At 62.3% G+C, this 25,510-nt stretch carries 26 protein-coding genes and 1 tRNA gene; 8 read left to right on the top strand and 19 right to left on the bottom strand.

From position 1 onward, the window contains the following. Together Q0025_RS09330 and Q0025_RS09325 are read right to left on the bottom strand one after the other, a co-directional pair. On the bottom strand, positions 1-1,422 hold a 1,422-nt coding region (locus Q0025_RS09330), incomplete at its 3' end, for a nitrite/sulfite reductase (RefSeq protein ID WP_297298278.1). Position 1,423: 1 nt separating this feature from the next. Beyond that, entirely contained in the window at positions 1,424-1,975 is a 552-nt protein-coding gene (locus Q0025_RS09325; RefSeq protein ID WP_297298276.1) for a DUF2849 domain-containing protein, read from the bottom strand. Between the two features lie 109 nt (positions 1,976-2,084). Between Q0025_RS09325 and Q0025_RS09320 the strand changes: the two genes are divergently transcribed. Both Q0025_RS09320 and Q0025_RS09315 read left to right on the top strand, forming a co-directional pair. Then, positions 2,085-2,747, top strand: a complete 663-nt coding sequence (locus Q0025_RS09320) for a DedA family protein (protein WP_297298274.1) — start codon at positions 2,085-2,087, stop codon at positions 2,745-2,747. 68 nt (positions 2,748-2,815) lie between these two features. Continuing rightward, a complete protein-coding gene (locus Q0025_RS09315) occupies positions 2,816-3,109 on the top strand; it encodes a hypothetical protein (protein WP_297298273.1) in 294 nt (97 codons plus the stop codon). A gap of 1 nt (position 3,110) precedes the next feature. Here the strand turns inward: Q0025_RS09315 and rimO are convergent, their stop codons facing one another. After that, the gene (gene rimO, locus Q0025_RS09310; protein ID WP_297298271.1) at positions 3,111-4,454 is read right to left on the bottom strand and encodes a 30S ribosomal protein S12 methylthiotransferase RimO; all 1,344 of its coding nucleotides are present in this window, start codon (positions 4,452-4,454) and stop codon (positions 3,111-3,113) included. A gap of 141 nt (positions 4,455-4,595) precedes the next feature. Then, positions 4,596-5,297 carry an outer membrane protein gene (locus Q0025_RS09305; protein ID WP_366939429.1) on the bottom strand — a complete coding sequence of 234 codons (702 nt, stop codon included), beginning with the start codon at positions 5,295-5,297 and terminating at the stop codon, positions 4,596-4,598. Between the two features lie 480 nt (positions 5,298-5,777). On the opposite strand from Q0025_RS09305, the gene Q0025_RS09300 reads away from it, so the two are divergent. Then, positions 5,778-5,867: transfer RNA gene (locus Q0025_RS09300), tRNA-Ser, on the top strand. A gap of 1,121 nt (positions 5,868-6,988) precedes the next feature. Here the strand turns inward: Q0025_RS09300 and Q0025_RS09295 are convergent. Further along, positions 6,989-7,222, bottom strand: coding sequence for a hypothetical protein (locus Q0025_RS09295; protein ID WP_297298267.1), 234 nt, complete (start codon positions 7,220-7,222; stop codon positions 6,989-6,991). Between the two features lie 426 nt (positions 7,223-7,648). Next, complete coding sequence (locus Q0025_RS09285) at positions 7,649-7,987, bottom strand: hypothetical protein (protein WP_297298263.1); 339 nt, start codon at positions 7,985-7,987, stop codon at positions 7,649-7,651. Between the two features lie 101 nt (positions 7,988-8,088). On the opposite strand from Q0025_RS09285, the gene Q0025_RS09280 reads away from it, so the two are divergent. Continuing rightward, entirely contained in the window at positions 8,089-8,787 is a 699-nt protein-coding gene (locus tag Q0025_RS09280) for a methyltransferase (RefSeq protein WP_297298261.1), read from the top strand. Here the strand turns inward: Q0025_RS09280 and Q0025_RS09275 are convergent. Then, the gene (locus tag Q0025_RS09275) at positions 8,767-9,531 is read right to left on the bottom strand and encodes an SDR family oxidoreductase (protein WP_297298259.1); all 765 of its coding nucleotides are present in this window, start codon (positions 9,529-9,531) and stop codon (positions 8,767-8,769) included. The genes Q0025_RS09280 and Q0025_RS09275 overlap by 21 nt on opposite strands. Before the next feature lie 179 nt (positions 9,532-9,710). Here Q0025_RS09275 and Q0025_RS09270 point away from each other — a divergent pair, with 179 nt between their 5' ends. Continuing rightward, positions 9,711-10,604, top strand: coding sequence for an AraC family transcriptional regulator (locus Q0025_RS09270; protein WP_297298282.1), 894 nt, complete (start codon positions 9,711-9,713; stop codon positions 10,602-10,604). On the opposite strand, the gene Q0025_RS09265 is transcribed toward Q0025_RS09270, so the two are convergent. The 3 genes from Q0025_RS09265 to Q0025_RS09255 all read right to left on the bottom strand — a co-directional run bounded on the left by Q0025_RS09265 (position 10,585) and on the right by Q0025_RS09255 (position 14,314). Next, on the bottom strand, positions 10,585-11,055 hold the full coding sequence (locus Q0025_RS09265) for a hypothetical protein (protein ID WP_297298257.1): 471 nt from the start codon (positions 11,053-11,055) through the stop codon (positions 10,585-10,587). The two genes, Q0025_RS09270 and Q0025_RS09265, sit on opposite strands and share 20 nt — an antisense overlap. A gap of 132 nt (positions 11,056-11,187) precedes the next feature. Then, complete coding sequence (locus Q0025_RS09260; protein WP_297298255.1) at positions 11,188-12,690, bottom strand: peptidase S10; 1,503 nt, start codon at positions 12,688-12,690, stop codon at positions 11,188-11,190. 64 nt (positions 12,691-12,754) lie between these two features. After that, a complete protein-coding gene (locus tag Q0025_RS09255) occupies positions 12,755-14,314 on the bottom strand; it encodes a HAMP domain-containing sensor histidine kinase (RefSeq protein WP_297298254.1) in 1,560 nt (519 codons plus the stop codon). Between the two features lie 263 nt (positions 14,315-14,577). Between Q0025_RS09255 and Q0025_RS09250 the strand changes: the two genes are divergently transcribed. Together Q0025_RS09250 and Q0025_RS09245 are read left to right on the top strand one after the other, a co-directional pair. Then, positions 14,578-15,408: an MBL fold metallo-hydrolase gene (locus Q0025_RS09250; protein ID WP_297298252.1), complete on the top strand. Its 831-nt coding sequence runs from the start codon at positions 14,578-14,580 to the stop codon at positions 15,406-15,408. Further along, positions 15,377-16,024: a uracil-DNA glycosylase family protein gene (locus Q0025_RS09245; protein WP_297298250.1), complete on the top strand. Its 648-nt coding sequence runs from the start codon at positions 15,377-15,379 to the stop codon at positions 16,022-16,024. The genes Q0025_RS09250 and Q0025_RS09245 overlap by 32 nt, the downstream gene beginning before the upstream one ends. A 16-nt stretch (positions 16,025-16,040) precedes the next feature. On the opposite strand, the gene Q0025_RS09240 is transcribed toward Q0025_RS09245, so the two are convergent. Both Q0025_RS09240 and Q0025_RS09235 read right to left on the bottom strand, forming a co-directional pair. Beyond that, positions 16,041-16,733 (bottom strand): TerC family protein, encoded by a 693-nt coding sequence (locus tag Q0025_RS09240; RefSeq protein ID WP_297298249.1) that lies wholly within the window; start codon positions 16,731-16,733, stop codon positions 16,041-16,043. 139 nt (positions 16,734-16,872) lie between these two features. Further along, on the bottom strand, positions 16,873-17,511 hold the full coding sequence (locus Q0025_RS09235; RefSeq protein WP_297298247.1) for a peptidase C15: 639 nt from the start codon (positions 17,509-17,511) through the stop codon (positions 16,873-16,875). A 140-nt stretch (positions 17,512-17,651) separates the two neighbouring features. On the opposite strand from Q0025_RS09235, the gene Q0025_RS09230 reads away from it, so the two are divergent. Then, positions 17,652-17,960: an STAS domain-containing protein gene (locus tag Q0025_RS09230; protein WP_297298245.1), complete on the top strand. Its 309-nt coding sequence runs from the start codon at positions 17,652-17,654 to the stop codon at positions 17,958-17,960. On the opposite strand, the gene Q0025_RS09225 is transcribed toward Q0025_RS09230, so the two are convergent. From Q0025_RS09225 to Q0025_RS09195, 7 genes are all read right to left on the bottom strand, one after another. Further along, positions 17,957-19,243 carry a glycerate kinase gene (locus Q0025_RS09225; protein WP_297298243.1) on the bottom strand — a complete coding sequence of 429 codons (1,287 nt, stop codon included), beginning with the start codon at positions 19,241-19,243 and terminating at the stop codon, positions 17,957-17,959. The genes Q0025_RS09230 and Q0025_RS09225 overlap by 4 nt on opposite strands. A 107-nt stretch (positions 19,244-19,350) precedes the next feature. Further along, positions 19,351-19,800 (bottom strand): Rrf2 family transcriptional regulator, encoded by a 450-nt coding sequence (locus tag Q0025_RS09220; RefSeq protein ID WP_297298241.1) that lies wholly within the window; start codon positions 19,798-19,800, stop codon positions 19,351-19,353. Between the two features lie 118 nt (positions 19,801-19,918). Then, a complete protein-coding gene (locus Q0025_RS09215; RefSeq protein WP_297298239.1) occupies positions 19,919-21,766 on the bottom strand; it encodes an ABC-F family ATP-binding cassette domain-containing protein in 1,848 nt (615 codons plus the stop codon). 62 nt (positions 21,767-21,828) lie between these two features. After that, positions 21,829-22,218, bottom strand: a complete 390-nt coding sequence (locus tag Q0025_RS09210) for a nuclear transport factor 2 family protein (protein ID WP_297298237.1) — start codon at positions 22,216-22,218, stop codon at positions 21,829-21,831. A gap of 48 nt (positions 22,219-22,266) precedes the next feature. After that, positions 22,267-23,115, bottom strand: a complete 849-nt coding sequence (locus tag Q0025_RS09205) for a DJ-1/PfpI family protein (protein ID WP_297298235.1) — start codon at positions 23,113-23,115, stop codon at positions 22,267-22,269. 43 nt (positions 23,116-23,158) lie between these two features. Continuing rightward, on the bottom strand, positions 23,159-24,100 hold the full coding sequence (locus Q0025_RS09200) for a DJ-1/PfpI family protein (RefSeq protein ID WP_297298233.1): 942 nt from the start codon (positions 24,098-24,100) through the stop codon (positions 23,159-23,161). Between the two features lie 114 nt (positions 24,101-24,214). Beyond that, on the bottom strand, positions 24,215-25,276 hold the full coding sequence (locus Q0025_RS09195; protein ID WP_297298231.1) for an NAD(P)-dependent alcohol dehydrogenase: 1,062 nt from the start codon (positions 25,274-25,276) through the stop codon (positions 24,215-24,217). Between the last annotated feature and the right edge of the window lie 234 nt (positions 25,277-25,510).

Genomic DNA, 25,510 nt, shown 5'->3' with positions numbered 1-25,510 from the left:
GCCGAGAATGCCGATGTGGCCGACATGGTGATGGCCGCAGGCATTGATGCAGCCGGAAATATTGATGTGCAGCTCGCCGATTTCGGCGGCGCGGCCGTTGTCGCCGAAGCGCTCGGAAATGCGCTGCGCGACCGGGATCGAGCGCGCCGTCGCCAGCGAGCAATAATCGAGGCCGGGGCAGGCGATAATGTCGGTGACGAGGCCGATGTTGGCGGTGGCGAGCCCCGCGGCCCTCAGTCGGTCGTAGACCGCCGGCAGGTCGTCGAGCGCGACATGCGGCAAGACGAGATTCTGCTCATGCGCGACGCGGATCTCGTGATGCGCATAGGTCGCGGCGAGATCGGCAACCGTCTCCATCTGCTCGGCCGTGATGTCACCGGGAATGCCGCCGATCGGCTTCAACGAAATCGAGACGACGCCGTAGCCCGCCACTTTATGCGCGACGACGTTTTGGGCGGCGAAATGGGCGAAGTCGGCGTCCTGCGCCCGGCGGGCTTCGAAATTCTGCGCCGGCACGAGCCGCGACGGCAGATCGGGCAGGGCGAAATAGCTCTTGACCCGGTCGATGATCGCCGGTGTCAGCACCACGTCCGGGTCGCGGCTGCGGGCGAATTCGGCTTCGACCGCCTCGCGCATCGCCTCGGCGCCTTTCTCGTGCACGAGAATCTTGATGCGCGCCTTGAATTTATTGTCGCGGCGACCTTCGAGATTATACACGCGCAAAATCGCGGCTGTGTAATTGATCAGATCGGCCTTGGGGACGAAATCGCGGATCTTATAGGCGACGAAGGGCGAGCGGCCGAGACCGCCGCCGACGTAAGCGGCAAAGCCGATCTCGCCGTCCGCATTTCGGACGATGTGATAGCCGATATCATGCACCTGGATCGCGGCCCGGTCGCGCGGCGCGCCGGCGATCGCGATCTTGAATTTGCGCGGCAGATAAGAGAATTCCGGATTGAGCGACGACCATTGCCGCAGCAGTTCGCAATAGGGCCGCGGGTCCTCGATCTCGTCCGCGGCGGCGCCGGCGAATTGGTCGGCCGTGACATTGCGGACGCAATTGCCCGACGTCTGGATGGCGTGCATTTCGACGCTGGCGAGCTCGCTCAAAATGTCCGGGCAATCGGCCAGCGCCGGCCAATGAAATTGGATGTTCTGCCGTGTGGTGAAATGGCCATAGCCCTTGTCGTAACGCCGGGCGATATGCGCGAGTTTGCGCAACTGGCGCGGCGACAACGTCCCGTAGGGGATCGCGACGCGCAGCATATAGGCGTGCAATTGCAGGTAGATGCCGTTCATCAGCCGGAGCGGCCGGAACTGATCCTCGGTCAATTCGCCGGACAGCCGGCGCGCGACTTGGTCTTTGAACTGCGCGACTCGCTCCGCGACAAAGGCCGCATCGAATTCATCGTAACGATACATGTCAGCTCCGCGCCGTCAGAGTGGGATGCGAAAAAGTGGACACCGGTTTTTCGCGTAAATCCCGCCCTGGATTATTAGAATCGATCACGTCCATGGTTTTGGATCGATTCGATCCAAAACCATCGTGCGGCGATGTCTTATAAGCAACGGTCGGTCCCAGCTCGCGAATGGCGTTGCGCAGGCTGATCGCATGCAGCCCATCTGTGCCTTGCTCGACCGGCACGGCAATAGCTTCGACGACTTTATTCTCGGCCACGGCGGCCTGGGCCTGTTGAAGCGCGGCCTCGATCTCCGGCTGTGCCGAAAAAACCGCCGCGCCCGCGAGCGATTCCACCCAATTCCCCTTCGAATCGAGGTAGACGACCAATCCGTCGCTGAGCCGGTTTGCCGAAACGACTTGCATCACGCCGCGTTTTCCCAAAAAGCTGAAGGAGCGGATAGGGATATAGGTCGAGCCGCGGGATTTTGCCAGAATTTTGTGACAATTGTTATATATCACAAGATAATGATGTGATATCGGCCGCGGCTCGGGTGCGGCGGCGGCCCTCAACATCCGGTCGCAAGTCTCGCATGGTGTGCCTAGGTCTTTTCGAAGACATGGAATTTTCGAAGCCGCATCGCGCTTTCAAGCCGATGCCCGCAATGCCCGCTTAGGAGGTCATTTGTTTTTTGGGATCGATTTCCACCCGTTGATCGCGCGCCACGGTTATGCGGTCGTCTTTATGGTTGTGCTGCTGGAAGGGGCAGGGTCGCCACTGCCCGGCGAGACGGCGCTGGTGCTGGCAGCGATCTATGCCGGTGCGACCGGGCGGCTCGATATTGCGACGGTTTTGCTGGTTGCGATCGCCGGCGGCATCCTCGGGGGTACGGGCGGGTATTGGATCGGCCGCGCCATCGGCGCCGAATTCCTGAGCAAGTACGGCAAATGGATCGGGCTGACGGAAAACCGGCTCGCGCTCGGCCGGCATCTCTTTCAAAGCCACGGCGGCAAGATCGTGTTCTTCGGGCGGTTCGTTGCTGTCCTGCGCGTCATTGCCGCGCTGCTCGCCGGTCTCAATCGCTATGATTTCCGGCTGTTTTTCCTGTTCAATGCGGCGGGCGTCGTCACTTGGGCGGCGGTGATGGGGCTCGGCGGCTATTTCTTCGGCGATGCCATGACGCGCGTCAGCGGTCCGCTGGGTGTGGTCGGCCTTTTATTTGCCGTTGGCGTCATCGTCGCCTTCTTCGTCGTGCTGCGCCAGCACGAGAAGAAATTCGAGACGCAGCTCTCCGATCAGGCCCTGGCGAAGAAGGACGGGGTCGATTTGGAGACGCACCAGCCTTGAGCGGCTGCGGCCGCGCTGGAACAGCCGCGTGAGACAGGCGTTCGTCCTCCCCACAGGAGACGCCGCTCATGCCAGAGACTCACAGACTGTCGCGGTCCGGCACGGTTTTGATGATTGTCGCATCGACGGCGGCCGCGCCGCCGATCGCGGCTTGGGCGCAAAGTCCGGGCTCGGCCGCTAAGCCGAACACGACCATTCCGGAAAAGCAGCATATGGGTCCCGTCAATCCGCCGCGCGATGGAATCATCACGCCGAAGCATGACAACGATCCAGATATGACGAAGAAACCGCCGCCTCAGAGTCCGAGCGAGACGCCGGTCATTCCGCCGTCGGCGACCCCCGGCGGCAACGAGGCGAAATAGGCTATGCGGCGGTGCCGTAAAGGTCGTAGGCGTCGGCGCGCTCGATCTTGACCAGGACGATGTCGCCGGGACGAAGCGGCCGGCGGCTTGCGACATAGACCTTGCCATCGATCTCCGGCGCGTCGGCCTTGCTGCGGCCTTCGGCCACCGTGGTGCCGGCCTTGTCGATGATAACGTGTAGATGCCGTCCGGTTTTGCGTTTGAGCAAATTGGCGCTGATCGTCTGCTGGTGCTGCATGAAGCGACGATAGCGCTCTTCCGCGATCTCCGCTGCGACCGGCGGCAGGCCGAGATCGTTGGCCGCAGCGCCGGCGACGGGCTCGTATTTGAACGCGCCGACCCGGTCGAGCCGCGCTTCGCTGAGCCAGGCGAGGAGAAATTCGAAGTCCGCTTCGGTCTCGCCGGGAAAGCCGACAATGAAGGTCGAGCGTAAGGCGAGATCCGGGCAGGCGGCTCGCCAAGCCTTGATTCGATCGAGCGTCTTTTCCTGATCGCCCGGGCGCCGCATTGCCTTCAAGACGCTCGGGCTTGCGTGCTGCAAGGGGATGTCGAGATAGGGCAGCACTGTGCCTTCGGCCATTAGGCCGATCACCTCGTCGATATGCGGATAGGGATAGACATAATGCAGCCGCACCCAGGCGCCGAGACTGCCGAGCTCGCGCGCGAGGTCGATGAATTTGGCGCGCACCTGCCGGTCGCCGAGCGTGCTTTCCGCATAACGCAGATCGAGCCCATAGGCGCCGGTATCCTGCGAGATGACCAGCAGTTCCTTGACGCCGGCGGCAACGAGCTTTTCCGCCTCGCGCAGGACATCGGCGGCAGATCGCGAAACGAGATCGCCGCGCAGCCGCGGGATGATGCAGAAGGAGCAGCGGTTGTTGCAGCCTTCGGAAATCTTCACATAGGCGTAGTGGCGCGGCGTGAGCTTGATGCCTTGTGCCGGCACGAGATCGACGAACGGATCGTGCGGCGGCGCAATTGCCGCATGGACGGCGTTGACGACGCTCTCATAGGCCTGCGGTCCCGTGATCGAAAGGACATGGGGATAGGCAGCGCGGATCGTCTCCGATTCGGCTCCCATGCAGCCGGTGACGATCACTTTGCCGTTTTCGTCGAGCGCGGCGCCGATGGCGGCGAGCGATTCGGCCTTGGCGCTGTCGAGGAAGCCGCAGGTGTTGACGATGACCGCGTCGGCGCCGGCATGGCTGCGGGTCAGCTCGTAGCCTTCGGCGCGCAGCCGGGTGATGATTCGCTCGCTGTCGACCAGGGCCTTGGGGCAACCGAGCGAGACGAAGGAAATTTTGGGCGGATTGGCGGGCTCCGCCGCCGAGGGCTCACGCGTCATCGCGGTCAAGTGCCATGTCCGCGCCGCCGCCGCAAGCCTCAGAAAACAGCGGCCGGATCGGCCCGGGCCGAAAGGGCGCCACGGCCCAAAGAAAAACCCGGCCACAAGGGCCGGGTTTTCCGATTCGCTGAAAAGCCGATCTCAGTACTTGGACACGATCGGCGCCGGCGGCGCGAACATGTCGAACTTGTACGAGAAGCCCGCCTGCACGCGGTTGTCGCGGATGTGGTGGGTGACGAAACCGTCGACATCCGAGAAGACCGGCGAGTCGGTCTGACGACCGTAGTCGGTGTAGCGGTATTCCGCACGGACCGACCAGTTGTTGTCGATGGCGTATTCGATACCGCCGCCAACCGTCCAGCCGAAGTGGCCGTTGTTGAAGCTGTCGAACGCGACGCCGTCGTTATACGAGGTGTGGAAGTTGCCGTAGGCGCCACCACCCGTTGCGTAGACGAGGATGCGGTCGAAGGCGTAACCGATACGGCCACGGATCGAGAAGTCCTCGTTCTCGTGCAGGCCATAGAAGAGGCCGGCCGAAGTGTTGCTGGCGCGCGTCGAGGCCCCGTTCACATCGCCTTCGAGGCCGAAGACGAACTGCGAAACCTGATAGTTATAGCCGATGTGCGCGCCGCCGATGACGCCGGACTGGCTCAGGCGCGGGAACGGCGCGAGGTCATCGACGCCGGTGGTGCCCCAGTCATAACCGACCTGACCACCGATATAGACGCCCGACCAGCTGAAAGCCGGCGGCGGCGGCGGCGCATAGACCGGCGGGCCTTTGGTGCTCGGCAGATCGGCCGCGATTGCGACGGAGCCGAGAATGACCGACGAAATGGCCGTCAAAGCCGTCGTCGCAATTATCTTACGCAACATCAGGAATCCCCTCTTCGAGTTGGCACATGAAGCCAGCTAATTCCAACTGATGGCTGGATCAATAGACCTAAGTTCGAAAACTAAGTCTAAACCCCGTTTAGCGCCGCGCTGTAGTACTTATGCAACGCTGCCGATAGACAAGCCTCAATCCGCCGCCAGTTAGTGTTGCTAACAAGCGATATTGAGGGCGCAAATATGGCAGACCCGGGGAGCAATTTGGTCGCGTGAACTTGAGACAGGCAGAGGCTCTGCCGTATCAACTTTCCGTCACCAAATCCGAAGGTGCGAAGCGGAAGCGCATGCTGAAAAGCCTATGCCGCCAATTCGCTCTCCGGCCCCCTGTATGGCACGGCGCTGGTCAAAGTTTCCTTAACCCCCGAATGCTCGAAACCAGCCGATGCAGAATGTCGCTTTAGTGTTGCGCCGTAGCCGTGCCATAACGCACATCAAGGAAGGGTGGCCGAGCGGTTTAAGGCAGCGGTCTTGAAAACCGCCGTGGGTGAAAGCCCACCGTGGGTTCGAATCCCACCCCTTCCGCCAGTTCCGCTAAAACTTTGAGTTTGAACGAATTCCGTCCCAAAGCCGACGTAGCGGTCCTGCCTTGACATTGCCCCCGATCAACACTGCTGCCTGGCCGAAGGTTCGATCACTTTGTATGACCGGCCGGTGATCATTCGTGTTCGGATATGCGGGCCTATCCGCGCGAGGCACCGCGGCGCGGGAAGCGCATTCGACGCAGGCCTAACGAATCATGAATGAGGCGGTGATGTCGGAGGAGGGCCAGCGGCGAAACGAATCGCCGCCGACATCATCTGAAGTTGCGAAATGTCGAAGCAGAGTGCGAACGTCGTTACCGATCCGTGACCGGCGACGGTTCGACGTCATCGGTGCCGAACGGATCACGATAGCGCGGCGGCGAGAAGAGACATCGCTTTCATCGCGTGCTTTCCATCCTCATTGGAGCGGCAGCGCAAAGCTGCGTGCTTCAATCGAAATATTCGTTCAGCTAAGCGCTTCTTCTATGGCCGGCGAACTAAAACCTGGTTTAGAGATCGCGGTCATCAGCTGATATAGTGGCATAAAGCTTATTTTAAGTGCCGGATGGTCGGATTCGATGCGGGCTGTGCTTCGCATTACTTGGCGAATCTGGACGTTCGGCCGCCCGTCCCCTCCAGACCCAAGGGGGTCGCCCCGAGGCAGCGAGGCTTCCTCCGCGCGCTAGGGGGTGGACCGCTCGATCGGCCCGGTGGCCGCGATCCGCTAGCCGGATGCTTTCATCAGTACGGCGATCAATGTCGCTTGCGCGGAACGGGACGAGGCGATCATCGAAGCGAGCAACGCCGTGCATGCCCTGGCTCTTAGCTTCTCGGCCGATGCAAACACGCCACCGCAATTCGTCGTGCGGCGGAGCCCCATAAACATGTCCATCAGTCCGCTACGTATCGAGACTACCATTCCCCGCATGCACTCGAATATTTCGTTGGGAAATGCCCGGCACCGAAGCGCCGAAGCGGCAATCGCCGAACAACAGGACTTGCGCCTTCGCCCTTGTACAGCGGCGTTCATACATCGGCGGTCAGGGGACGATTGCGCGCAGGACCGAAAATCTCGATCCTTCTACGAATCGAGAGTTCGGTAATGCTCACAATCATTTGCAAGTATCAAGATTCGTCGCGAGGGATAGTGCGCGCTATATCCGCCGCTTCGAGTGTTGCGCCGCTTTCGGTGACGAGCCGATAGAAGTGCCACGACTCGGGCTTGATCTTGAGCTTGAAGTACGTGAGCCCTTCATCGAGCGTCGAAAATCGAAGAATGGGTACGCCGAGCGCCGACGGCGCGGCATGTGCCGGACTAAGATACAGAGAGCACGACTCGAATCGATTGAACGCAGACATCAAGCCCTCTCACCGAGGTTTCTGTCGTCATTATGGCCGGCGCGGCGTGTTCTTTGTCTGTTGCATGCTTGCAATTACGCGTGCATGACCTCGTAATCCTACAACGAAAGTGGAAAACAATAAGACGGACATAACTTTTCTTGCGAGTGGTCTGTCGCAATGCTAACTCAAGCTAGCACAGGAGGATCCGTGAATGGCAAGGCGAGCTGTGAAAACGGCGAAAGCGACAAAAACGGCAAAAGCGAAGAAGACGACGCGCCGCGTAATCAGACCTTGGACCAAGGACGATATTCGCAATCTCAAGGCGCACTCCAAGGCTAGGACGCCTGTCGCCAAGATTGCGAAGGAGATGAAGCGCACCGTCGGCGCACTCAGGCGCCGCGCTGGTATTCTCGGCATCGGCCTTGGTGAGCACCGCTGAACGGGCTAACTTGCGCGCCAGAAGGTGATGACAAGGCCGCCGGCGACGATCAATGCGCCGCCAAGGAAGATGGGAAGGTCGGGCCGCGCGCCGAAGAAGACGAGATTGACGAGTTGCGCGATCACGAAGAACAGCGTGACGTAGATTCCGAGCAGCTTGCCGAAATCCCAAGGCGGTGAATTCACCGTGAGGCCATAGGCAAAAAGAACAGCCGCGCCGATGGCAAAAATTCCGACTCGCGCCGGTGTACCCGACGCGTGAAGACCCTTGCGCACGATCGCATCGCCGCCCGCTTCGAGCGCGGCAGCAATGGTGAGAACGAGATAGGCAAAAACAGGATTCATCGGGGCTACCTTCGCGGGGCATCCTGCGGCAGGAGGCCGAAGGCCAGCCGCCATAACAGCGCGGTCGCTAGATTACATGCGCGATTTGCCGCAGGTTGATATTGCCGAAGCGCAAGCCGACCCTCACCGAGCTGGACGCGGCAGCGTTCATCAAGGCGCATTTGCCGCTGGCGCCGGTCAATGCGATTCCCCAGATCCGTCTTCATCGCGCGCAGGCCGCAAGCGGCTTATGGCGGCTGGCGCAATCGGCAAAGCAGGGCTTCGCCGCGCCCTATTGGGCCTATCCCTGGGCGGGCGGCATCGCGCTGGCGCGATATCTTCTGAATGAGCCGGCGGCCGTCGCCGGGCGCTGTGCGCTCGATCTCGGCGCCGGGTCCGGCCTCGTCGGCATTGCCGCGGCAAAAGCTGGCGCCCGGCAGGTCTTCGCCGCCGATATCGACCGCTATGCGCTTGTCGCGCTCGGCCTCAATGCGGCGGCAAACGATGTCACCTTGACGGCGATCGGCGGCGATGCGCTTGCCGGGCCGGTTCCCACCGCCGACATCATCCTCGTCGGCGACCTGTTTTACGAGGCGGCTCTCGCCGCGCGTGTGATGGCCTTTCTCGACCGATGCGCCAGCGCGGGCCGCGACGTTCTCATTGGCGATCCTGGCCGTGCCTTTCTGCCGTTGCCCCGGCTGTGCCGGCGTGCCGAATATGAGGTGACGGATTTCGGCGACGCCGGCACGGCTGCGCGCACGAGCGCGGTCTTCTCGATCAAGCGCGCCGCCGCCAAAATGTCAGAGGAACATCCCGCCTGAAACCTCGATCCGCTGCCCGGTCAACCAGTGGTTTTCATCGCCGAGCAGACTGGCGATCATCGGCCCGATGTCGTCCGGCACGCCGACGCGGCCCATCGCCGTAACCGAGGCGACGTATTTGTTGAGTTCGGGATTGTCGCGTACCCGGCCGCCGCCGAAATCCGTCTCGATCGCTCCCGGTGCGACGACGTTGGCGGCGATCTGGCGCGGCCCGAGCTCCTTGGCGAGATAGCGCGTGAACACCTCAATCGCGCCCTTCATCGAGGCATAGGCCGAGTAATTGGGGAAGCTGAAGCGGGCGAGGCCGCTCGATAGGTTCACGATGCGCCCCCCGTCGGCAATCAACGGCAGGAGCTTTTGCGTGAGGAAGACGACACCTTTCAAATGCACGCGATAGAGGCCGTCGAAATCCTCTTCGCTCATCGTCTCGATGGAACCGGGGGCGCTGTGTCCGGCATTGTTGACGAGGTAATCGAAATGCGTGCGGCCCCAGGTGTCGCGCAATGCCGTCGCGATCGTGTCCGCGAAGGCGGCGAAAAGCGACGTGTCGCCGGTATCCAACGCCAGCGCGAGCGCTTTGCGGCCCGAAGCCTTGATTTCGGCGGCGACTTTTTCCGCCTCGGCCTGATTGGTCCGATAAGTGAAGATGACATCGATGCCGCGCGCCGCCGCGGCGATGGCGGTGTTGCGGCCGAGGCCGCGGCTGCCGCCGGTGATGAGGGCGATTTTCTGCGTATGCGTCATTGCGGGCTCCATGTTTACGAGAATTGGGGCTTGCGAGAATTCGGCCCCGATATGGGCGCGGCGGGCGCGGCCGTCATTGCCGAAACTCCCGAAAAACTTGCCTGATCCTCCAATCCGGCTTGGAGGTTTGGCCGTCGGACTCTATTTTTGAAAGCAGAATGGCTCAGAGTTCCCATCCGATGTCCCATGCTTTGAAAGACGCCATCCGCTCTTACTTCGCCAAGAAGGGCTATGCCGACGGCCTTTATGCGACGGAGATCGACGGCCTCACGCTGATGCGCAGCACGACGGAAATTCTGCCCAATCCAACGGTCTATCGGCCGTCGCTTTGCGTCGTCGTACAAGGCGCCAAGCAAGTTTTGTTCGGCGACCGGTTGTTCAAATACGCGGAGATGCAATATCTGGTGATCAGCGTCGCTTTGCCGGCCTTTGGGCGTGTGACGAAGGCAAGCGCCGAGACGCCGCTGCTCGCTTTCTATCTCGATTTCGACATGAGCATCTTGCGCGACGTCATGAGCGCGCTCGAGGCGCCGCCGCCGAAGAGCGGCGAAGCCGGCTTTGGCGTTTTCGTCGCGAATCTGAGCGAGCCTTTCGCCGATTGTCTGACGCGGCTCATCCGCTTGCTCGAAAGTCCGGCAGCAATCCCCGTCCTTTATCCGGCGGTCATGCGCGAAATCTGCTTCTGGCTGCTGACCGGGCCGCATGGCGGCGAGGTTTGCACGCTCGCCCTGCCGAATAGCCATACGCAACGCATTTCCCGCGCGATCCATCTGCTGCGCGAACAATTTTCCAAGCCGATCCGGATCGAGCAACTCGCCGCGGTGGCGGGCATGAGTGCCTCGTCATTCCACCAGCATTTCAAGATGCTGACGGCCATGACACCGCTGCAATATCAAAAGCAGTTGCGGCTTCTCGAAGCCCGCCGCCTTCTGATCGATAGCGGCGCCAATGTCGCGCATGCCGCCTATCGGGTGGGTTATGAAAGCGCCTCGCAATTCAGCCGCGAATATGCGCGCATGTTCGGCCGGCCGCCAAAACGCGACGCCACGGACCTCAGGGCGCAGCCGGCGTGATCGGGCCGTAGCCATAACGCAGGCAGACCGTGCCGACGATGTGACGGGCGCGCAAATCTTCGGGCATCGCGACAGCGATGAAGGCGACGCGGCTCAGGCTTTCCCGCGGGTCGGCGTTTGGAAATGCGAGTTGCGCATAAAACGCGATCTTGTCTTTGCCGTCTCCGAAGGTGCCGCAATAATCGCTCGTTCCGTCACGGCTGAGGAGGATCAGCGCCGGCCAGTCGACGCCGGCAGGTGTTGGATCCATCGACGTTGCGGTGAGGGCGGCGAGGATGGTTTTCTTTTCGGCGTCGGTGAGGTCGCGACGCGGTGCGGCGAGCGCCTTTTCCGACGGCCGCTCTAGGGACAGCCGTCCGGCAATCAGCCCTGCAACGCCGACCGCTAGGCACAAAAGGAGCTTCGGAAATATCGCGCTGCGCCCCGATACGCCGAGCGTGGCCATATTCATGGAATTCCTTGAAAGAACAAGTTTAGTCAAAAATCAATTCAACTTATAGGCAAGCGGCCAAGCCAAATACAGCCGTTCGTATCGTCGGCGTAAATATTAATGCTGAATAGAGCGGAATCCGGCGCGGGCTATCTACTTGTCCTGGATCAATTTGCGCGCATCGTCGCGGAGCGCCGCGCGGGATTGATCGCGCGCGTAAAGCATATGGCCGCCGCCATAGACGACGAGCCGCACACGGTTTTTATCGCCCATCGGCGCGATCTGATCGAGCAGCAGTTTCGAGGCGAAATAGGGTGTCACAAGGTCGGTCGCGCCATGCGCGACAAGAACGCGAAAATGCGGATCGAGCGCCAAATCTTCCTTGAGATCGCTCAACGCTTCGGCATTGCCGTGACCCCAATCCCAGTTTTCGCTGACACTTTCATTTAGGATCTCGTAGCGAGCGTCGACGAACCATTTGAGCTCATTCGCGGCGAGGTCGGACATGGCGCTGGTCAGCGGTACTTTCAACGAATCGAGCACCGGATCGGCATAGGTGCTGCGCGCCGCGTGCGGATGCGGATCGAAGCCGGTGACAAGCGCGTCATAGGCGCTCGCGACACGGCCTTCGGCGCGATCGCGCTCGCGTTCGAACGTTGCGGCATCGATGCGCCCGCCAAGCTTGCGCACCAGCGCCGGATCGAGGCCGGTGAAGCCCGCAACCTTGTCGCTCACCCGCGCAAGCGCCGCTGCATCGGCTTCGCCGCGCAGCAGATCGACGATATAGGGGCCCGCGGCATAGGCTTCGACGTCGGCGAGTTTCGCCCGCGCATCGAGGCCGGTGAGGTCGCGCGCCGCCGCGGTCAGAGAGGGCAGGCGGGTCGCGAAAATCAGCGGATTGTTGGTGCCGTTGAACCAGCCGAAATCGAGCACCGGCGAGATCATGATGATGCCGTTGACGCCGACGCCTTCGGCGTCCGTCAGGCGGCGCGCCAGTTTCGGCGCGCGGAAGCCGCCATAGCTTTCGCCGGCGATGAATTTTGGGCTTTCGAGCCGGTGATTTTCCGTAAGCCATTTGCGGATGACCACGGCGAGCGCATTGATGTCGCCCTCGACGCTGCGAAAATTTTTCGCCGCGTCCTTATTGAGCGTGCGGCTGTAACCGGTTTCCGGCGCGTCGATGAAGACGAGGTCGGTGAAGTCGAGCCAGGTCTCGGCGTTGGGGACGGGAAGGGGCGGCGCGGAGGGCGGCAGCTTGCCGTCTTCGAGCGGCAGGCGCCACGGCCCGAGCGCGCCGAGATCGAGCCAGGCCGAGCCCGCACCGGGGCCGCCATTGAAAGCGAAGGTAATCGGCCGCTTTGCCGGATCCTCGCCGTTCTTCAGGAAAGCGACGTAAGCAATGTCGGCGACCGGCGCGCCGGTATTGGCATCGCTGAGCCGGATCGCGCCCGCCTTGGCGGTGAAATCGATTGTCCGGTCGCCAAGCTTCAGGACGTGCGAGGTTGTGGAGGCAGGCGGCAGCGGATTGGGGGGCGTGGTCTCGACCGGCGCATGCGGGGCGGCGGTGCTATGCTTGGCCTCTTGCGCCGCAAGCGGCAGCGCGATGCAAGCCCAGCCGAAAAAAACCAGAGCCAAAAATCTCGCCGCACTGATCATGGCCAGTCTCCAAGCGCGCCGAACGGCATAGGCCTGTCGAATGTGGTGGGGGTGAGGCGGAAATTCAGGCGGCGGTGCGGGCTTGGCGCGGCGCCTCGGGCGCGGGCGACAGCTCCAAATCTTTCGGATCGAGTTGCGGTAGCGCGTCCATCACCCGTTCAGGCGGAAAGATGACAATGACTTCCGTGCCTTCGCGGACACGCGACTTCAACGTAAACGTGCCGCCATGCAATTCGACCAGGCCTTTGACGATCGGCAGGCCGAGGCCGGAGCCTTCTTCGGCATTCTTTTGCGCCAGCGTGCCGCGGCCGAAAGATGACATGACGATCGGAATTTCTTCCTCCGGAATGCCGGGGCCCGTGTCCTTGACCGAAAAATATTGACCGCCGGTCGAGGTCCAGCCGACTTTGATCGTCACCGTTCCGCCCGGCGGCGTGAATTTCACGGCGTTCGACAGAAGGTTCAGCGCGACCTGGCGCACGGCGCGCTGATCCGCCCAGATGCGCGGCAGTGCCGGCTCCGAGGATTCAATGATCGTGATGTCGCGCTTCTTGGCCCGCAAGGCGATCAGATGGCGGCACTCGTCCATGACGGCGTTGAGCGCAACCGGCTCCGCCTTCAACTCGTAACGGCCTGCCTCGACGCGCGACAAATCGAGGATTTCATTGATCAGCGCCAGCAGATGCTGACCGCTCGAATGGATGTCTTTCGAATATTCCTTGTAAGAAGGCACTTTGTGAGCGCCGAACAATTCCGCCTGCATGACTTCGGAGAAGCCGAGGATCGCGTTGAGCGGCGTGCGCAATTCATGGCTCATGGTGGCGAGAAAGCGCGATTTGGCGAGATTGGCTTCCTCGGCGCGGCGGCGCGCCACGTCGCTGTTGATCTTCGCCTGTTCCAGCTCGGCGATCAATTCATCCTTTTCCGTTTCAAAGGAAAGCGAATCGACCGAGCGGGCGTAGAGCTTTTTGGCCAGCACGGCGAAGTAGAGCAACGTCCCGCAGGCGAGAACGGCCAATGGAATTGTCCGGTCGCTCAGGTCGGCGGGCCAGAGAAAAGCAATCGTTGCCGCCGTCATCGGTGCAAGGCCGGCATAGACCGCGACGGGAATCGACGCCGTGATCGTCGCATTCATCGCGGCGATGAGCAGTAGCATGACCAGCACGAAGGTGCGCGCGTTGGGATCGCCGGTTTCGCCCAGCGCGCCGATCATCTGCGCCCAGACGATGCCCTGCATCACTTCGGCGATGACGAAATTGCCGCGCCAATTGCCGACATTGATCCGTGCCGACTCGAGCGAGAGAAACTTTTTGGCGAGTTGATGCAGAACGGCCGTAACGACGAGGGCGAGGCCGAGCCAGACCAACAAGCGGCCGAGCGGCGCCCAGGCGAGGGCGACGAGCGCCGCGACAAGCGCAAAGAGTGCGAAGGTGAGTGACGACCCTTTCCGCCCCTTGGCATAAAGTTGCAGCAGTTCGACGTCGAAGGCACGATGGCCGGAGCCGGAGGAGGTGAGCTTTTCGCGCGCCTCGCGGACCTTTGCAGCCAGCCGCCGGCGCTCGGTCGCGACCCTCGGGTCAGTGCCGCGGCCGCGCTCGATCATCTCGGCGGTGACTTCGGTCATCCTTGGAAAAATCCGTCGATTTGTAAAACCGCGCGCAAGTTTTCGTTAGAGTGTGGCGAAGAAAGATTAACGGTCGCCTGATAGAATCGTTAAGATAGAGTCAATCAACCGGCGCTAAAACGTCCGGATCATTGTGCCATCCCGCACATCTTGCATTCCAAATATTGGTTAAGGATAGTTTTCGCTATAGTTGATCGTGCCGGAGGGGCGCGAAAGGCGTGCGCGTTGCGCGAGGAAATGTCCACCTTCCTTTGGATAGGCCCATGTCGTTTCTTTCCGATCCGGTTGCTTCCTTCGGTCTTGACCCGAGCAACAAAGCGACCCCCCACCATCCGGCGTCTGTTGATGGCATGAAGATCACGATCGTCGGTTCGGGCGATGCCTTCGGTTCGGGCGGCCGTGCCCACACATGCATCCGGCTTGATGCCCGGGCCGCGACCGTGGTGGTCGATTTCGGTTCCGGCTCCATGACAGCTTGGCAGAAGCTCGGCTTCGACAGCAATGATATCGACGCAGTCGTGATCAGCCATCTCCACGGCGATCATTTCGGCGGCATCCCATCGCTCTTGTTGCATGCGCAATTTGTCGCGCATCGCCGCAAGCCGCTGCTGTTCGTCGGGCCGCCCGGGCTCAAAGCGCGGCTGCAGGACATGCTCGATCTGTTCTTTCCCGGCAGCCCCAAGGCCGATTGGAGCTTTGCTTGGCAAGTTCGCGAAATTCCCGGTGGCCGCAAGATCACCGTTGCCGGTCTCAGCCTTGAGACGTTCGATGTGATCCATTCGCCGGGCAGTATGCCGACGGGCATGCGGCTTTCCGATGGCAAGCATGTCTTCGCCTATTCAGGCGATACGGCGTGGACCGACGTGCTCTATGCGATTGCCGCCGACGCCGACCTCTTCCTCGTCGAGTGTTCCTCGGGCGATGAGCCGATCCCGAATCATTTGCATTGGCCGCAGCTCAAGAGCAAGCTGAAGGGGTTCAGCGCCAAGCGCATCCTCGTCACGCATTTGGGCCCGTCTGCCATTGCAAAAATCCCCGAAATGCAGGCTGCCGGACTCAGCGTTGCCAACGACGGGCTCAGCCTCGACCTCTGATCTCAAGGCTTACGCCGACCGCATCCGCGCCTGCCGCTTCTGCCGCGATCTGCCGGCGCCGGCACAATTGCCGCAAGAACCGCGGCCTGTTTTACGCGTCTCGACGACGGCGCGGCTGGTGCTCGCCGGCCAGGCTCCGGGCACCCGGGTCAATGCCACCGGCATCCCCTATAATGATCCCTCCGGCGACCGGTTGCGGGCGTGGATGAATGTCTCGCGCGAGAGCTTCTACGATGAATCGCGCATCGCTATCGTGCCGATGGGCTTCTGCTTTCCCGGCCTCAATGCGCAGAAGGCCGACCTGCCGCCGCGCCGCGAATGCCGCCAGCTCTGGCATGACCAATTGTTCGATCTCATGCCGCAGGTCACTTGTATCATCGCGATCGGTCGCTATGCGCAGGATTATCATTTCGCGCGGGTCGGCCATTCGCTGCCGAAGGGCGCGACTCTGGCCGATATCGTCAGCGATTGGAAAAGCCACGCGCGCCTGACGCCGCGGATCATCGCTTTGCCGCATCCCTCTTGGCGCAACAATGCCTGGATCACGCGCAACCCTTGGTTTGAGGGAGAGGTCCTGCCGCTGCTGCGCACCGAAATCGCCAAGGTGATGGCTTGACGCCCTCGCCCGATACCTAAATCGCTGCGTCCTCTTTTCTCGGCCATAAAAGCGCGATCAGCAGGACGAGAATTGCGCCGGCCGCGCCGCAGAGCGGCATGAAATAGCGCCCATGCGCGACGGCGAGATCCGGCACCAGCGGCATGCCCGCGGCGAATTCGTTACCGATCATCTCGCCGCCGATAAAGCCGAGCATCGCCGCGCCGGCCCAGACCAGGACCGGGAAGCGCTTGATCAGCGCGAGCAGCAAGGTCGAGCCGGAGATGATCAGCGGCACCGAAAGGCCGAGCCCGAAGAGGACGAGCAGGGCCGACCCCTTCGAGGCGGCGGCAATGGCAACGACATTGTCGAGCGACATGACTGCATCGGCGATGACGATCACCCGCACCGCGCCCCAGATCGACGTCTGCTGGGTGACCGGTTTTTCGCCGCGCTCGTCGCGCGCCAGCTGAACCGCGATCCACAGAAGCAAAAGACCGCCGAGCAATTTGATGAAGGGCAAATTGAGCAGGCTGACGAAGACAAGCGTGAAGACGACCCGTAGGCCGATCGCTGCCGCCGTGCCGAGCGCAATGCCGCGCAAGCGCTGCGCCTTCGGCAGGCCGGCGCAGGCTAAAGCGATCACGACCGCATTGTCGCCGGAGAGCAGAATGTCGATCCAGATGATTTCCAGGATCGGGATGATGAAATTGGCAAGCACAGGGCTCATCCGTCCGCCGGTGGAGAGTTCGCGCTCTTGCTCTTGTCGCCGTACGCGGAAAGCGGGGAGCGTCCGCCTGGATTGTCGCTCCGCCCATGAGCGGCCTGCATAGCGTCCTTATCCATGACCCGGCGCGCCATTGCAAATTCTATGTGCCGCATGGCGACGCGGGAACGACGGGCTGCCTCCGACGCAGATCAGCGGTGATCGTGATGATGGCGATTTCGGCCGCGGCGACGATGCCGGCCAAATCCCGCGTGCGACGATAGCGGCGGGGCAATGGGATATGGATGAAGCCCGCCGGGACGTCGCGTCGCATTCGCAAAGTCTCGTAGAGCGTCGCATTGCAGAGATAGCGTCCGGCATCGTGAGACAGCGTCGCGGCGAGGCCGGCGGCGCGGAGTCTCGCGACGATCCGCGCTGCCGGAACGCGCACCGCGATGGTCTCGGGACCGGCGGCATCGATGATGCCGGACGCGGGCCGTTCGCCTTGTGCATCGGCAGCGCCGGGATGGCGGCAATTACGCGCGCGGGTCTCGACCGAAATGATCTTTCGTCGCGCCGCCACGCCGAAATGAAGGATCGCATCCGGCGTTTTGTCCGCGGCAAGGGCGCACAGACGCGCCGCAAGACCGGCATAGACGACGGGCAGCACATGCGTTTCGAGCCGGATGCCGAGCCTAGCGAAATGGTCGCGCCGTGCCGCTAGACTGCGCATCAAAGCAGCCGACGGATTATCCCGCACGCCCGGAAATTCGCCGAAGCCTGTGACAAGGATCGTGATCATCGCATCTGGTCAGATTTTGGAAAGGCTGTTGACAAAAATAGCCGCCGTGTCGATCCGCCAGCACCATAAGCAGAAGCGGCTGGTAATGTTCGGCCGGCAAAAACCGGGATGGGTTTTGCACAATATCGGAGGCGTTTACTGTGGCGGAACGGGAAGATCATGATGGGGTGACGACGCTCACGCTTGAACCGGTCCTCGACCTCAAGGCGACGACGCCGCTGGCGGAGCAGCTTTTGGCGCATCGCGGCGCGGATATTATCGTCGATGCCAGCGCGGTTGAGCGGCTCGGCGCGCAATCCCTTCAAGTGCTTCTGTCCGCCTTGGCGACGTGGCAGGCCGACGGGCACCAGCTGCAGTTCAAGCAGCCGTCCGAGGCTTTCATCGAGAGCCTGCAGCTTTTCGGTGTCGATGCGGAGCCCTTCATGAAGCATCCGCACTTGGCCGGCTAGCGCGGCTCCTCGGCAGCCTCAGCGGTAATCAGAATCGCGCGAAAATCGTTGACGTTGGTCAGCGTCGGGCCGGTGACGACGCTATCCCCCAAAGCTTCGAAGAAACCGTGGCCGTCATTGTCGGCAAGCGCGTCCGGCGGCTTGATGCCGAGCGTCCAGGCGCGCGCGAGCGTATCCGGACCAAGGTAGGCGCCGGCAATATCTTCAAGGCCGTCCACGCCATCCGTATCGCCGGCGATGGCGTGAATGCCTTTATGGCCGTCGAGTGCGACGCCGAGCGACAGCAGAAATTCGACGTTGCGCCCGCCGCGGCCATTGCCGCGCACCGTGACGGTCGTCTCGCCACCCGAAAGCAACAGGCAAGGCGCCGCGAAGGGTTGCTGATGCCGGGCGATCTGGCGGGCGATTGCCGCCATCACCTTGCCGACATCGCGCGCCTCGCCCTCGATCCGGTCACTGAGGATATAGGTCGGCAGGCCATGCGCGCGCCCGACCTCGGCGGCGGCTTCGAGTGCCATTTGCGGTGTGGCAATCATCTTGACGTCGCTGTTCTCGAGGCGCGGATCGCCCGGCTTGATACTTTCGCCGCGGCCGCTCGTCAGAACCTCGCGAACCTTGTCGTTCATCGCGATGCCATAACGGGCGATGATCGCCAGGGCATCCTGACAGGTCGTCGGATCGGCGATCGTCGGGCCGGAGCCGATGTCGGCCGGTTCGTCGCCCGGGACGTCCGAGATCAGCAAAGTCACGAGCTTCGCCGGATGGCACGCGACGGCCAGCCGTCCGCCCTTGATGGCGGAGAGGTGCCGGCGGACGCAATTCATCTCGCTGATCGTGGCGCCGCATTTGAGCAGCGCCTTGTTGAGGCTCTGCTCGTCGGCGAGATCGAGGCCGTCGAGCGGCAGCGGCAGCAGGGCCGAAGCGCCCCCCGAGATGAGACAGATGACGAGATCGTCCTGGCTCAGACCTTCGACGGCGGCGAGAAGGCGCTTCGAGCCGGCAAGGCCGGCGGCGTCGGGAACTGGGTGGCTCGCTTCGAGGACTTCGATGTCGCGGGTCGGCAGATGATGGCCATAGCGGGTGACGACGACGCCCGACACTTTGCCGGGCCAAGCCGCCTCGACCGCGCGGGCCATGGAAGCCGCCCCCTTGCCGGCGCCGATGACGATCGTGCGGCCATTCGGCGGCTTAGGCAGATAATGCGCCAGAACACGGGCGGGATCGGCGGCGGAAATGGCAGCGTCAAACAGCGACCTGAGCAGGACCTTGGGTTCAACTGACATTTGAAAGAAATCGCCTTCCAGTTTGTTTTAATTAATTATTTGCAGACGCTATAATGCGCCGGCAGGGCCTGGTCCGATGGCGACAATCGTCTCGCATCGGGCACGTGTCAGATCGTATAGGTGAATTCCTGCTCGCCGCTCAAGGCCAGAGCACGCATATCGGCCAGCGTCCGATTGTCCAGGATCTGGGTGATGGCTTCGCGGGCTTCGAGCATGACGAGACGGACGCCGCAGCGCTTTTCGTCGGTGCAATCATCGCAGCGCCGATAGGCGGTCTTGCTGGCGCATTGGATCGGCGCCAGCGGACCGTCGAGCACGCGGATGATATGGCCAACGCGGATATCCTGGGCGGAGCGGGCTAGCGTATAGCCGCCGCCCTTGCCCTTCTTGGAATTGACAAAGCCGGCGTTGCGCAATTCGCCGAGAATGGTGTCGAGAAATTTCTTCGGAATGTCGTTCGACGTGGCGATGTCGGTGACGAGCGACGGCTCCCCCGGCGGCCGGCCGGCCAGATGAACCATGGCCTTGAGGCCGTATTTTCCTTTTTTGGTCAACATATTCAGGGTTCGTCACCAATGCCCGGGTGGCATAGGAAAAGGATATTCTATTGTCCACCAAATTTATGTTCAGAATCAACAAACGCCGGCCTAGCACGCTTCTTTTTCATCTGAAGGTTCAGCGTGTCGGCTCGGCTTCGGCACTGAGCAGCAGCCATTCATCTTCGGCGGCAGCGAGGGCGCGTTCCAAATCATTGCGCTGGCGGGCAAGCTGGGCCGCTTGGTCGGGCGCCGTGGCGAAGGCCCCGGGCGCTGCCAACGCCTGATCGACGCGGGCGAGCAGATCTTGAAACTTGGCCATTTTCTCTTCCGCCGCGGCAAGGCGCTTTTTGAGCGGCGCGGCCTTGCGGGCCGGGGCCTGAGACGGCGCTGTCTCGGACTTGGCTGAGACCGGCGTTTCACCCCGGGCAGAGAGCACGAGGCGCTTGTAATCGTCCATCGTGCCGTCGAACGGCGCGACGCGGCCGTCGCCGACGACCCATAATCGGTCGGCGCAAGCGTCGAGCAGATAGCGATCGTGCGAGACGAGGATGACCGCGCCTTCATAATCGTTGATCGCTTCGATCAACGCGGCGCGGCTGTCGATGTCGAGATGGTTGGTCGGCTCGTCGAGGATGAGCAAATGCGGGCCGTTGAAGCTCGCAAGACCCATCAGCAGGCGTGCCTTTTCGCCGCCGGAAAGCAGGGCGATTTTGGTATCCGCCTTGATGTTGGGAAAGCCGATTTGTGCGCAGCGGGCGCGGATTTTCGCCTCCGGCTCGCCGCGCATGAGATCGGCGACGCATTGATAGGGCGTCGCCGCCTCGTTGAGATCATCGACCTGGTGCTGGGCGAAAAAACCGACATCGAGCTTTGCCGAACGCTCGACGAGGCCGCTCATCGGCTGCAGCCTTCCGGCGACGAGCTTGGCGAAGGTCGATTTGCCGTTGCCGTTCGAACCCAGCAGGCCGATGCGATCGTCCTCGGCGACGGTGAGCGAGAGCCGTTGCAGAACCGGCGTCTCGCCATAGCCGACGGCGGCGTTGTCCATGCGCACGATCGGCGGGCGCAGCGGCTTTTGCGGCGACGGCAGGGAGAAGGGCAGGACGTCGCCGTCGACGATGGCGGCGATGGGCTCCATTTTCGCCAGCATTTTAAGGCGCGCCTGCGCCTGCTTGGCCTTGGTCGCCTTGGCGCGGAAGCGATCGACGAACGCTTGCAGATGCGCCCGCTGCGCGTCCTGCTTCTTCTTCTGTTTGGCAAGCACCGCCTGCTGCTCGCGCCGCTGGCGCTCGAAACTCGCATAATTGCCGCGCCATAACGTGAGCTTGGCTTGGTCCAGGTGCAAAATGTGGTCGGCGACCGCGTCGAGCAGGTCGCGGTCGTGGCTGATGACAAGGATCGTGGCCGGATAGCGCGCCAGATACTCGATGAGCCAGAGCGTGCCTTCGAGATCGAGATAATTCGTCGGCTCGTCGAGCAGCAGCAGGTCCGGCGCGGAAAAGAGCACGGCGGCGAGGGCGACGCGCATGCGCCAGCCGCCGGAAAATTCGGAGAGCGGCCGGTTCTGCGCCGCGTGGTCGAAGCCGAGACCAGCGAGAATATGGGCCGCGCGCGACGGCGCGGCATGGGCGCCGATGTCGGCAAGCCGGATCTGGATGTCGGCGATGCGATGCGGATCGGTCGCCGTCTCGGCTTCGGCGAGGAGCGCGGCGCGTTCTTTATCCGCGGCAAGGACGAAATCGACGAGCGTGGTCGGGCCGCCCGGCGCCTCCTGTTCGACGCGGCCGAGACGCATCTGCTTCGGTATCGAGATCGTGCCGGAATCCGGCGATAGATCGCCGGCGATCATCCGAAACAGCGTGGTCTTGCCGGCGCCGTTGCGGCCGACGAAGCCGACCCGCGCGCGCTCCGGCAGCGCAGCGGTCGCTTTGTCGAAGAGGACGCGCGGCCCGAGCCGATAGGTCAGTTCATTGAGATGCAGCATCGGCGCCTTTTGGCGCAGAACGGACGACGGGTCCAGTTCAAATGAACCCGCGTGATCGCCGCCTATCCGAAGGAGGTGGGCCCGACCGCGCCGATCCAATGGCGCACTTTCGTGGCATCAGCCTCGTCCATGTAGAAGAAATGCGTCATCGTCGGATGAATTGTGCTGCCGGCGCCGTCGTCGGGCGTCATGTCAACGATGCCGCGGAATATTTTCAAGTCTCCGCCATCCCAATATTCGCTGACATGATGCCGGGCGGTGAATCCGGTATCGCTGAAGGCCTTGAGGTTGGCGCGGATCGCTTCGCGGCCTTTCCAGTCCGCCACGCCGAGATTGCAGATCGCGTCCGGCGTGAAACAATCGAAGCCCTTGCCGAAGGTCTTGTCGTCGATCTCTTTCCACATATCGAGGAGCCATTGCGGCGGCTCTCTCTTGGTGAAGACAAGCTGCATCGTCGCATCTCCTAAAACTGCCCATGATCGTGCGGCATGCGCGAGCGGTTACAGGGGCATGGCGACGCCGAGCGCTTTGGCAATGTCCCGCGCCGTCGCAAGCCGCGCTTCCGTCAGCGGCCGGTAGGCGGTCGTCACGGCCGCAAGGACATCCTGCGGCGCCGTCTCCGGCGTGCCGGCGTGGAATGGCGGATCCGGCGCATATTGGATATCGAGCTGGATGCGCTCGGCGATGTCATTGCCGCGCAGCAAGGCCGCGACCGCCAGCGCGCCGTCAATTCCCGCGGTGACGCCTGCCGCCGTGACGATATTGCCGTCGATGACGACGCGTTCCCGAACTGGCGTGGCACCGAAATAGGGCAGCAGATCGAGCGCCGACCAATGCGTCGTCGCGCGCCGTCCTTTCAAGACGCCGGCCGCGCCGCAGATGAGCGCGCCGGTGCAAACGGAGAACAGCGGCTTGCCGGCGGCGGCATGGGTGCGAATAAAGTTCAGTACCGGCGCATCGTGCATGAGCGCCTGCTGGCCGGGGCCGCCCGGCACTTGCAAAAGATCGAGCGCCGGGGCGTCGGGCAGCGGCATATCGGCGGTGAGGATCATGCCGCGGTGATCGCGAAACGGTCCGGGCCGCGCGCCGATGACATGCAGTTTCGCCTCAGGCAGCCGCGACAGGACCTCGAACGGCCCGGTGAAGTCGATCTGGTCCATGTCGGGGAAGATCAGGATGCCGATGTTGAGCGATTTGCCGCGAAACGCGGTGAAAGCGTCGGGTTCCGACGCAATCACGCTGCGCGCGTTTGCGCCCGGTATGCCGATCATCGCCACCGACAGGCCGAGGGCTGAAAGTTTTGCAAAGGCGCGGCGGTCGAGACGCAATTCATCGTGATGGTCTGTCATAGGACACCCATTGAAAAGAGAAAACGTGAAGTTCGTCCGCGTGTTAGCTGTCGCGCGGCGCGGCGCGCGCTCCCGGCTTCAATGATCGCTGTAAGCTTTTGCTGCTGCCAAAGCCGACGGAGGCGGCGACGGCTTGCTGATTGCCGGGCAGTTCCTGAACGCGCCGCCGCGCCGCTTCGATACGCAATTGCCGGATGTAGCGCCCCGGCGTCATCCCCGTCTCCTGCTTGAACAGACGGGTGAAATTGCGCGGGCTCATATGGACATGGGCGGCCATGTCTTCGACGCGCGTCACCGACTGAAGATTATCGGGCACCCATTGCTGCAAATTGCGGATCGGATCGCGATCGGCCATGCGCAGCGCCAGCGCTGTGCTGAGCTGCGGCTGGTCGCCCTGGCGCTGCAGGAAGACGACGAGATCGCGCGCCACGGCCTGCGAGACGGCATGGCCGCAATCGGCCTCGACCAGCGCTAGCGCCAGATCGATGCCGGCGGTGATGCCGGCTGATGTATAGATGTGCCCATCGCGAACGAAGATCGGGTCGTGCTGCACCGAAATGTCCGGGAATGCGTCGGCCAGTCGCGGCAGATAGCGCCAATGGCTGGTGGCTTGGCGTCCCGACAGAAGACCGGCATAGGCGAGGTAGAAGCAACCGGTGCAGATCGAGCCCAGCCGTCGCGTGCGCGTTGCTGCATCGCGCAGCCAATCGAGAAAAGCCGGATCGGCTTCGCCCGCCACGCCTTGCTCGCTGCCGGCGACCAGCACCGTATCGAGCGGCCCGGGGAAGTCATGGACGGATTGTTCGCAGACGATGCCGAGACCGAACTTGGTATCGACCTTCTTTTCCGGTCCTGCCGAAACCACCGCGACGTCGTAAGTTCCGGGCCTTTGCGCCTCGGCGCGGCAGAACACTTCCCACGGTCCCGTGACATCCTGAAGCGTCACGCGGGGCGGGGCGATGATGAGGATTTTTTTGCGGCTCATGTTCAAGGTCCGGTCTCGCCTGACGCGGGGAAATTACGACCACGCTTCCCCGTGGGCCAGGACAAAAACCGGACAGATCGCGCCAAAACGCGGCTGAAGCTCAGCTAAGGCTCGCTAAGCCGCGCCCTTGCGCAGCGATTGCATGTCGATGACGAAGCGGTATTTCACGTCGTTCTTCAGGAGCCGCTCGTAGGCTTCGTTGACCGTCTGGATCGCAATGACCTCGATATCGGCGACGACATTATGCGCGCCGCAGAAATCGAGCATTTCTTGCGTCTCCTTCATGCCGCCGATGGCGGAGCCGGCGACGGCTTTGCGGCCCATGATCAGAATGCCGCCTTGCACCGGCGGTTCGAGCTCCGTCAGCACGCCGACGATCGCCATCGTCCGGTCGCGCTTCAGCAGCGCCAGATAAGGGTTAAGGTCGTGCGGCACTGGCACAGTGTTGAGCAAGAAGTCGAAGCTTCCCGCCTGCGCCTGCATGGCCGCGTCGTCGCGGGAGAGCAGAACCTCGTCGGCGCCGAGCTTCTTGGCATCCTGCGCCTTGCCGGGCGACGTGGTGATCATCACGACATAGGCGCCGAGCGCCTTGGCGAACTTGATTCCCATATGGCCGAGGCCGCCGAGTCCGATGACGCCGACCTTCTGACCCGGCCCGACATTCCAGTGCTTTAACGGCGACCAGGTGGTGATACCGGCACAGAGCAGCGGCGCGACGGCTTTGAGATCAAGGTTCGCCGGCACTTTGGCGACGAAACGTTCCTCGACGACGATCTTCTCCGAATAGCCGCCGAAGGTCAGCTGCTCGCTGTTGCGCTCTTTGCAATTGTAGGTCCAGGTCGGGCCATGCTCGCAATATTGTTCGAGATCGTCGTTGCAAGCCGAACATTGGCGGCAGGAATCGACCATGCAGCCGACGGCGGCGAGATCGCCGGCCTTCAGCTTCTTGACATGCGCGCCGACCGATCGAACGCGGCCGACGATCTCATGACCCGGCACCATCGGATAAAGCGAATTGCGCCAATCGTTGCGCGCCTGATGCAGGTCGGAATGACAGATGCCGCAATAGAGAATCTCGATTTCGACATCATGCGGACCCGGCGTCCGGCGGGTGAAGGTGAAGGGCGCCAACGGCGAATTAGCGTCGCGGGCGGCGTAGCCACGGACTTCAGTCATATTGTCCTCGATTTTAAGATTTCCACGCGGCTTGCAGCAAAACGCTATGCTGAAGCCCAACTTCAATAAGATCGTCGGACAGTAGGTCCGCCGGCGTGGCCGCGGCAAGATCGGATCCTGGCACGGTTTGACAGATATTGCTGCAAATTCGGGCAAACCTATCCGCATGCGTTGGGGCGGCGCGAAAGGGCTGGCTTTGCCGCGCCAGTGGGCTAAATAGGCGCGTCGTAATTC

Origin of the sequence: uncultured Methylovirgula sp., from assembly GCF_947646745.1 — a bacterium.
Taxonomy (GTDB): domain Bacteria; phylum Pseudomonadota; class Alphaproteobacteria; order Rhizobiales; family Beijerinckiaceae; genus Methylovirgula.
Note: the sequence above shows the minus strand (reverse complement) of the source record. Positions and strands in the feature narration are given on the sequence as shown.

What these genes read in the sequence shown, in the direction of transcription:
- Q0025_RS09325 (WP_297298276.1), bottom strand. Translation starts at nt 1,975, where the DNA reads ATGTTGAGGGCCGCCGCCGCACCCGAGCCGCGGCCGATATCACATCAT.
- Q0025_RS09315 (WP_297298273.1), top strand. Translation starts at nt 2,816, where the DNA reads ATGCCAGAGACTCACAGACTGTCGCGGTCCGGCACGGTTTTGATGATT.
- rimO (WP_297298271.1), bottom strand. Translation starts at nt 4,454, where the DNA reads ATGACGCGTGAGCCCTCGGCGGCGGAGCCCGCCAATCCGCCCAAAATT.
- Q0025_RS09295 (WP_297298267.1), bottom strand. Translation starts at nt 7,222, where the DNA reads ATGTCTGCGTTCAATCGATTCGAGTCGTGCTCTCTGTATCTTAGTCCG.
- Q0025_RS09285 (WP_297298263.1), bottom strand. Translation starts at nt 7,987, where the DNA reads ATGAATCCTGTTTTTGCCTATCTCGTTCTCACCATTGCTGCCGCGCTC.
- Q0025_RS09275 (WP_297298259.1), bottom strand. Translation starts at nt 9,531, where the DNA reads ATGACGCATACGCAGAAAATCGCCCTCATCACCGGCGGCAGCCGCGGC.
- Q0025_RS09270 (WP_297298282.1), top strand. Translation starts at nt 9,711, where the DNA reads ATGTCCCATGCTTTGAAAGACGCCATCCGCTCTTACTTCGCCAAGAAG.
- Q0025_RS09265 (WP_297298257.1), bottom strand. Translation starts at nt 11,055, where the DNA reads ATGAATATGGCCACGCTCGGCGTATCGGGGCGCAGCGCGATATTTCCG.
- Q0025_RS09260 (WP_297298255.1), bottom strand. Translation starts at nt 12,690, where the DNA reads ATGATCAGTGCGGCGAGATTTTTGGCTCTGGTTTTTTTCGGCTGGGCT.
- Q0025_RS09255 (WP_297298254.1), bottom strand. Translation starts at nt 14,314, where the DNA reads ATGACCGAAGTCACCGCCGAGATGATCGAGCGCGGCCGCGGCACTGAC.
- Q0025_RS09250 (WP_297298252.1), top strand. Translation starts at nt 14,578, where the DNA reads ATGTCGTTTCTTTCCGATCCGGTTGCTTCCTTCGGTCTTGACCCGAGC.
- Q0025_RS09240 (WP_297298249.1), bottom strand. Translation starts at nt 16,733, where the DNA reads ATGAGCCCTGTGCTTGCCAATTTCATCATCCCGATCCTGGAAATCATC.
- Q0025_RS09235 (WP_297298247.1), bottom strand. Translation starts at nt 17,511, where the DNA reads ATGATCACGATCCTTGTCACAGGCTTCGGCGAATTTCCGGGCGTGCGG.
- Q0025_RS09225 (WP_297298243.1), bottom strand. Translation starts at nt 19,243, where the DNA reads ATGTCAGTTGAACCCAAGGTCCTGCTCAGGTCGCTGTTTGACGCTGCC.
- Q0025_RS09220 (WP_297298241.1), bottom strand. Translation starts at nt 19,800, where the DNA reads ATGTTGACCAAAAAAGGAAAATACGGCCTCAAGGCCATGGTTCATCTG.
- Q0025_RS09215 (WP_297298239.1), bottom strand. Translation starts at nt 21,766, where the DNA reads ATGCTGCATCTCAATGAACTGACCTATCGGCTCGGGCCGCGCGTCCTC.
- Q0025_RS09210 (WP_297298237.1), bottom strand. Translation starts at nt 22,218, where the DNA reads ATGCAGCTTGTCTTCACCAAGAGAGAGCCGCCGCAATGGCTCCTCGAT.
- Q0025_RS09205 (WP_297298235.1), bottom strand. Translation starts at nt 23,115, where the DNA reads ATGACAGACCATCACGATGAATTGCGTCTCGACCGCCGCGCCTTTGCA.
- Q0025_RS09200 (WP_297298233.1), bottom strand. Translation starts at nt 24,100, where the DNA reads ATGAGCCGCAAAAAAATCCTCATCATCGCCCCGCCCCGCGTGACGCTT.
- Q0025_RS09195 (WP_297298231.1), bottom strand. Translation starts at nt 25,276, where the DNA reads ATGACTGAAGTCCGTGGCTACGCCGCCCGCGACGCTAATTCGCCGTTG.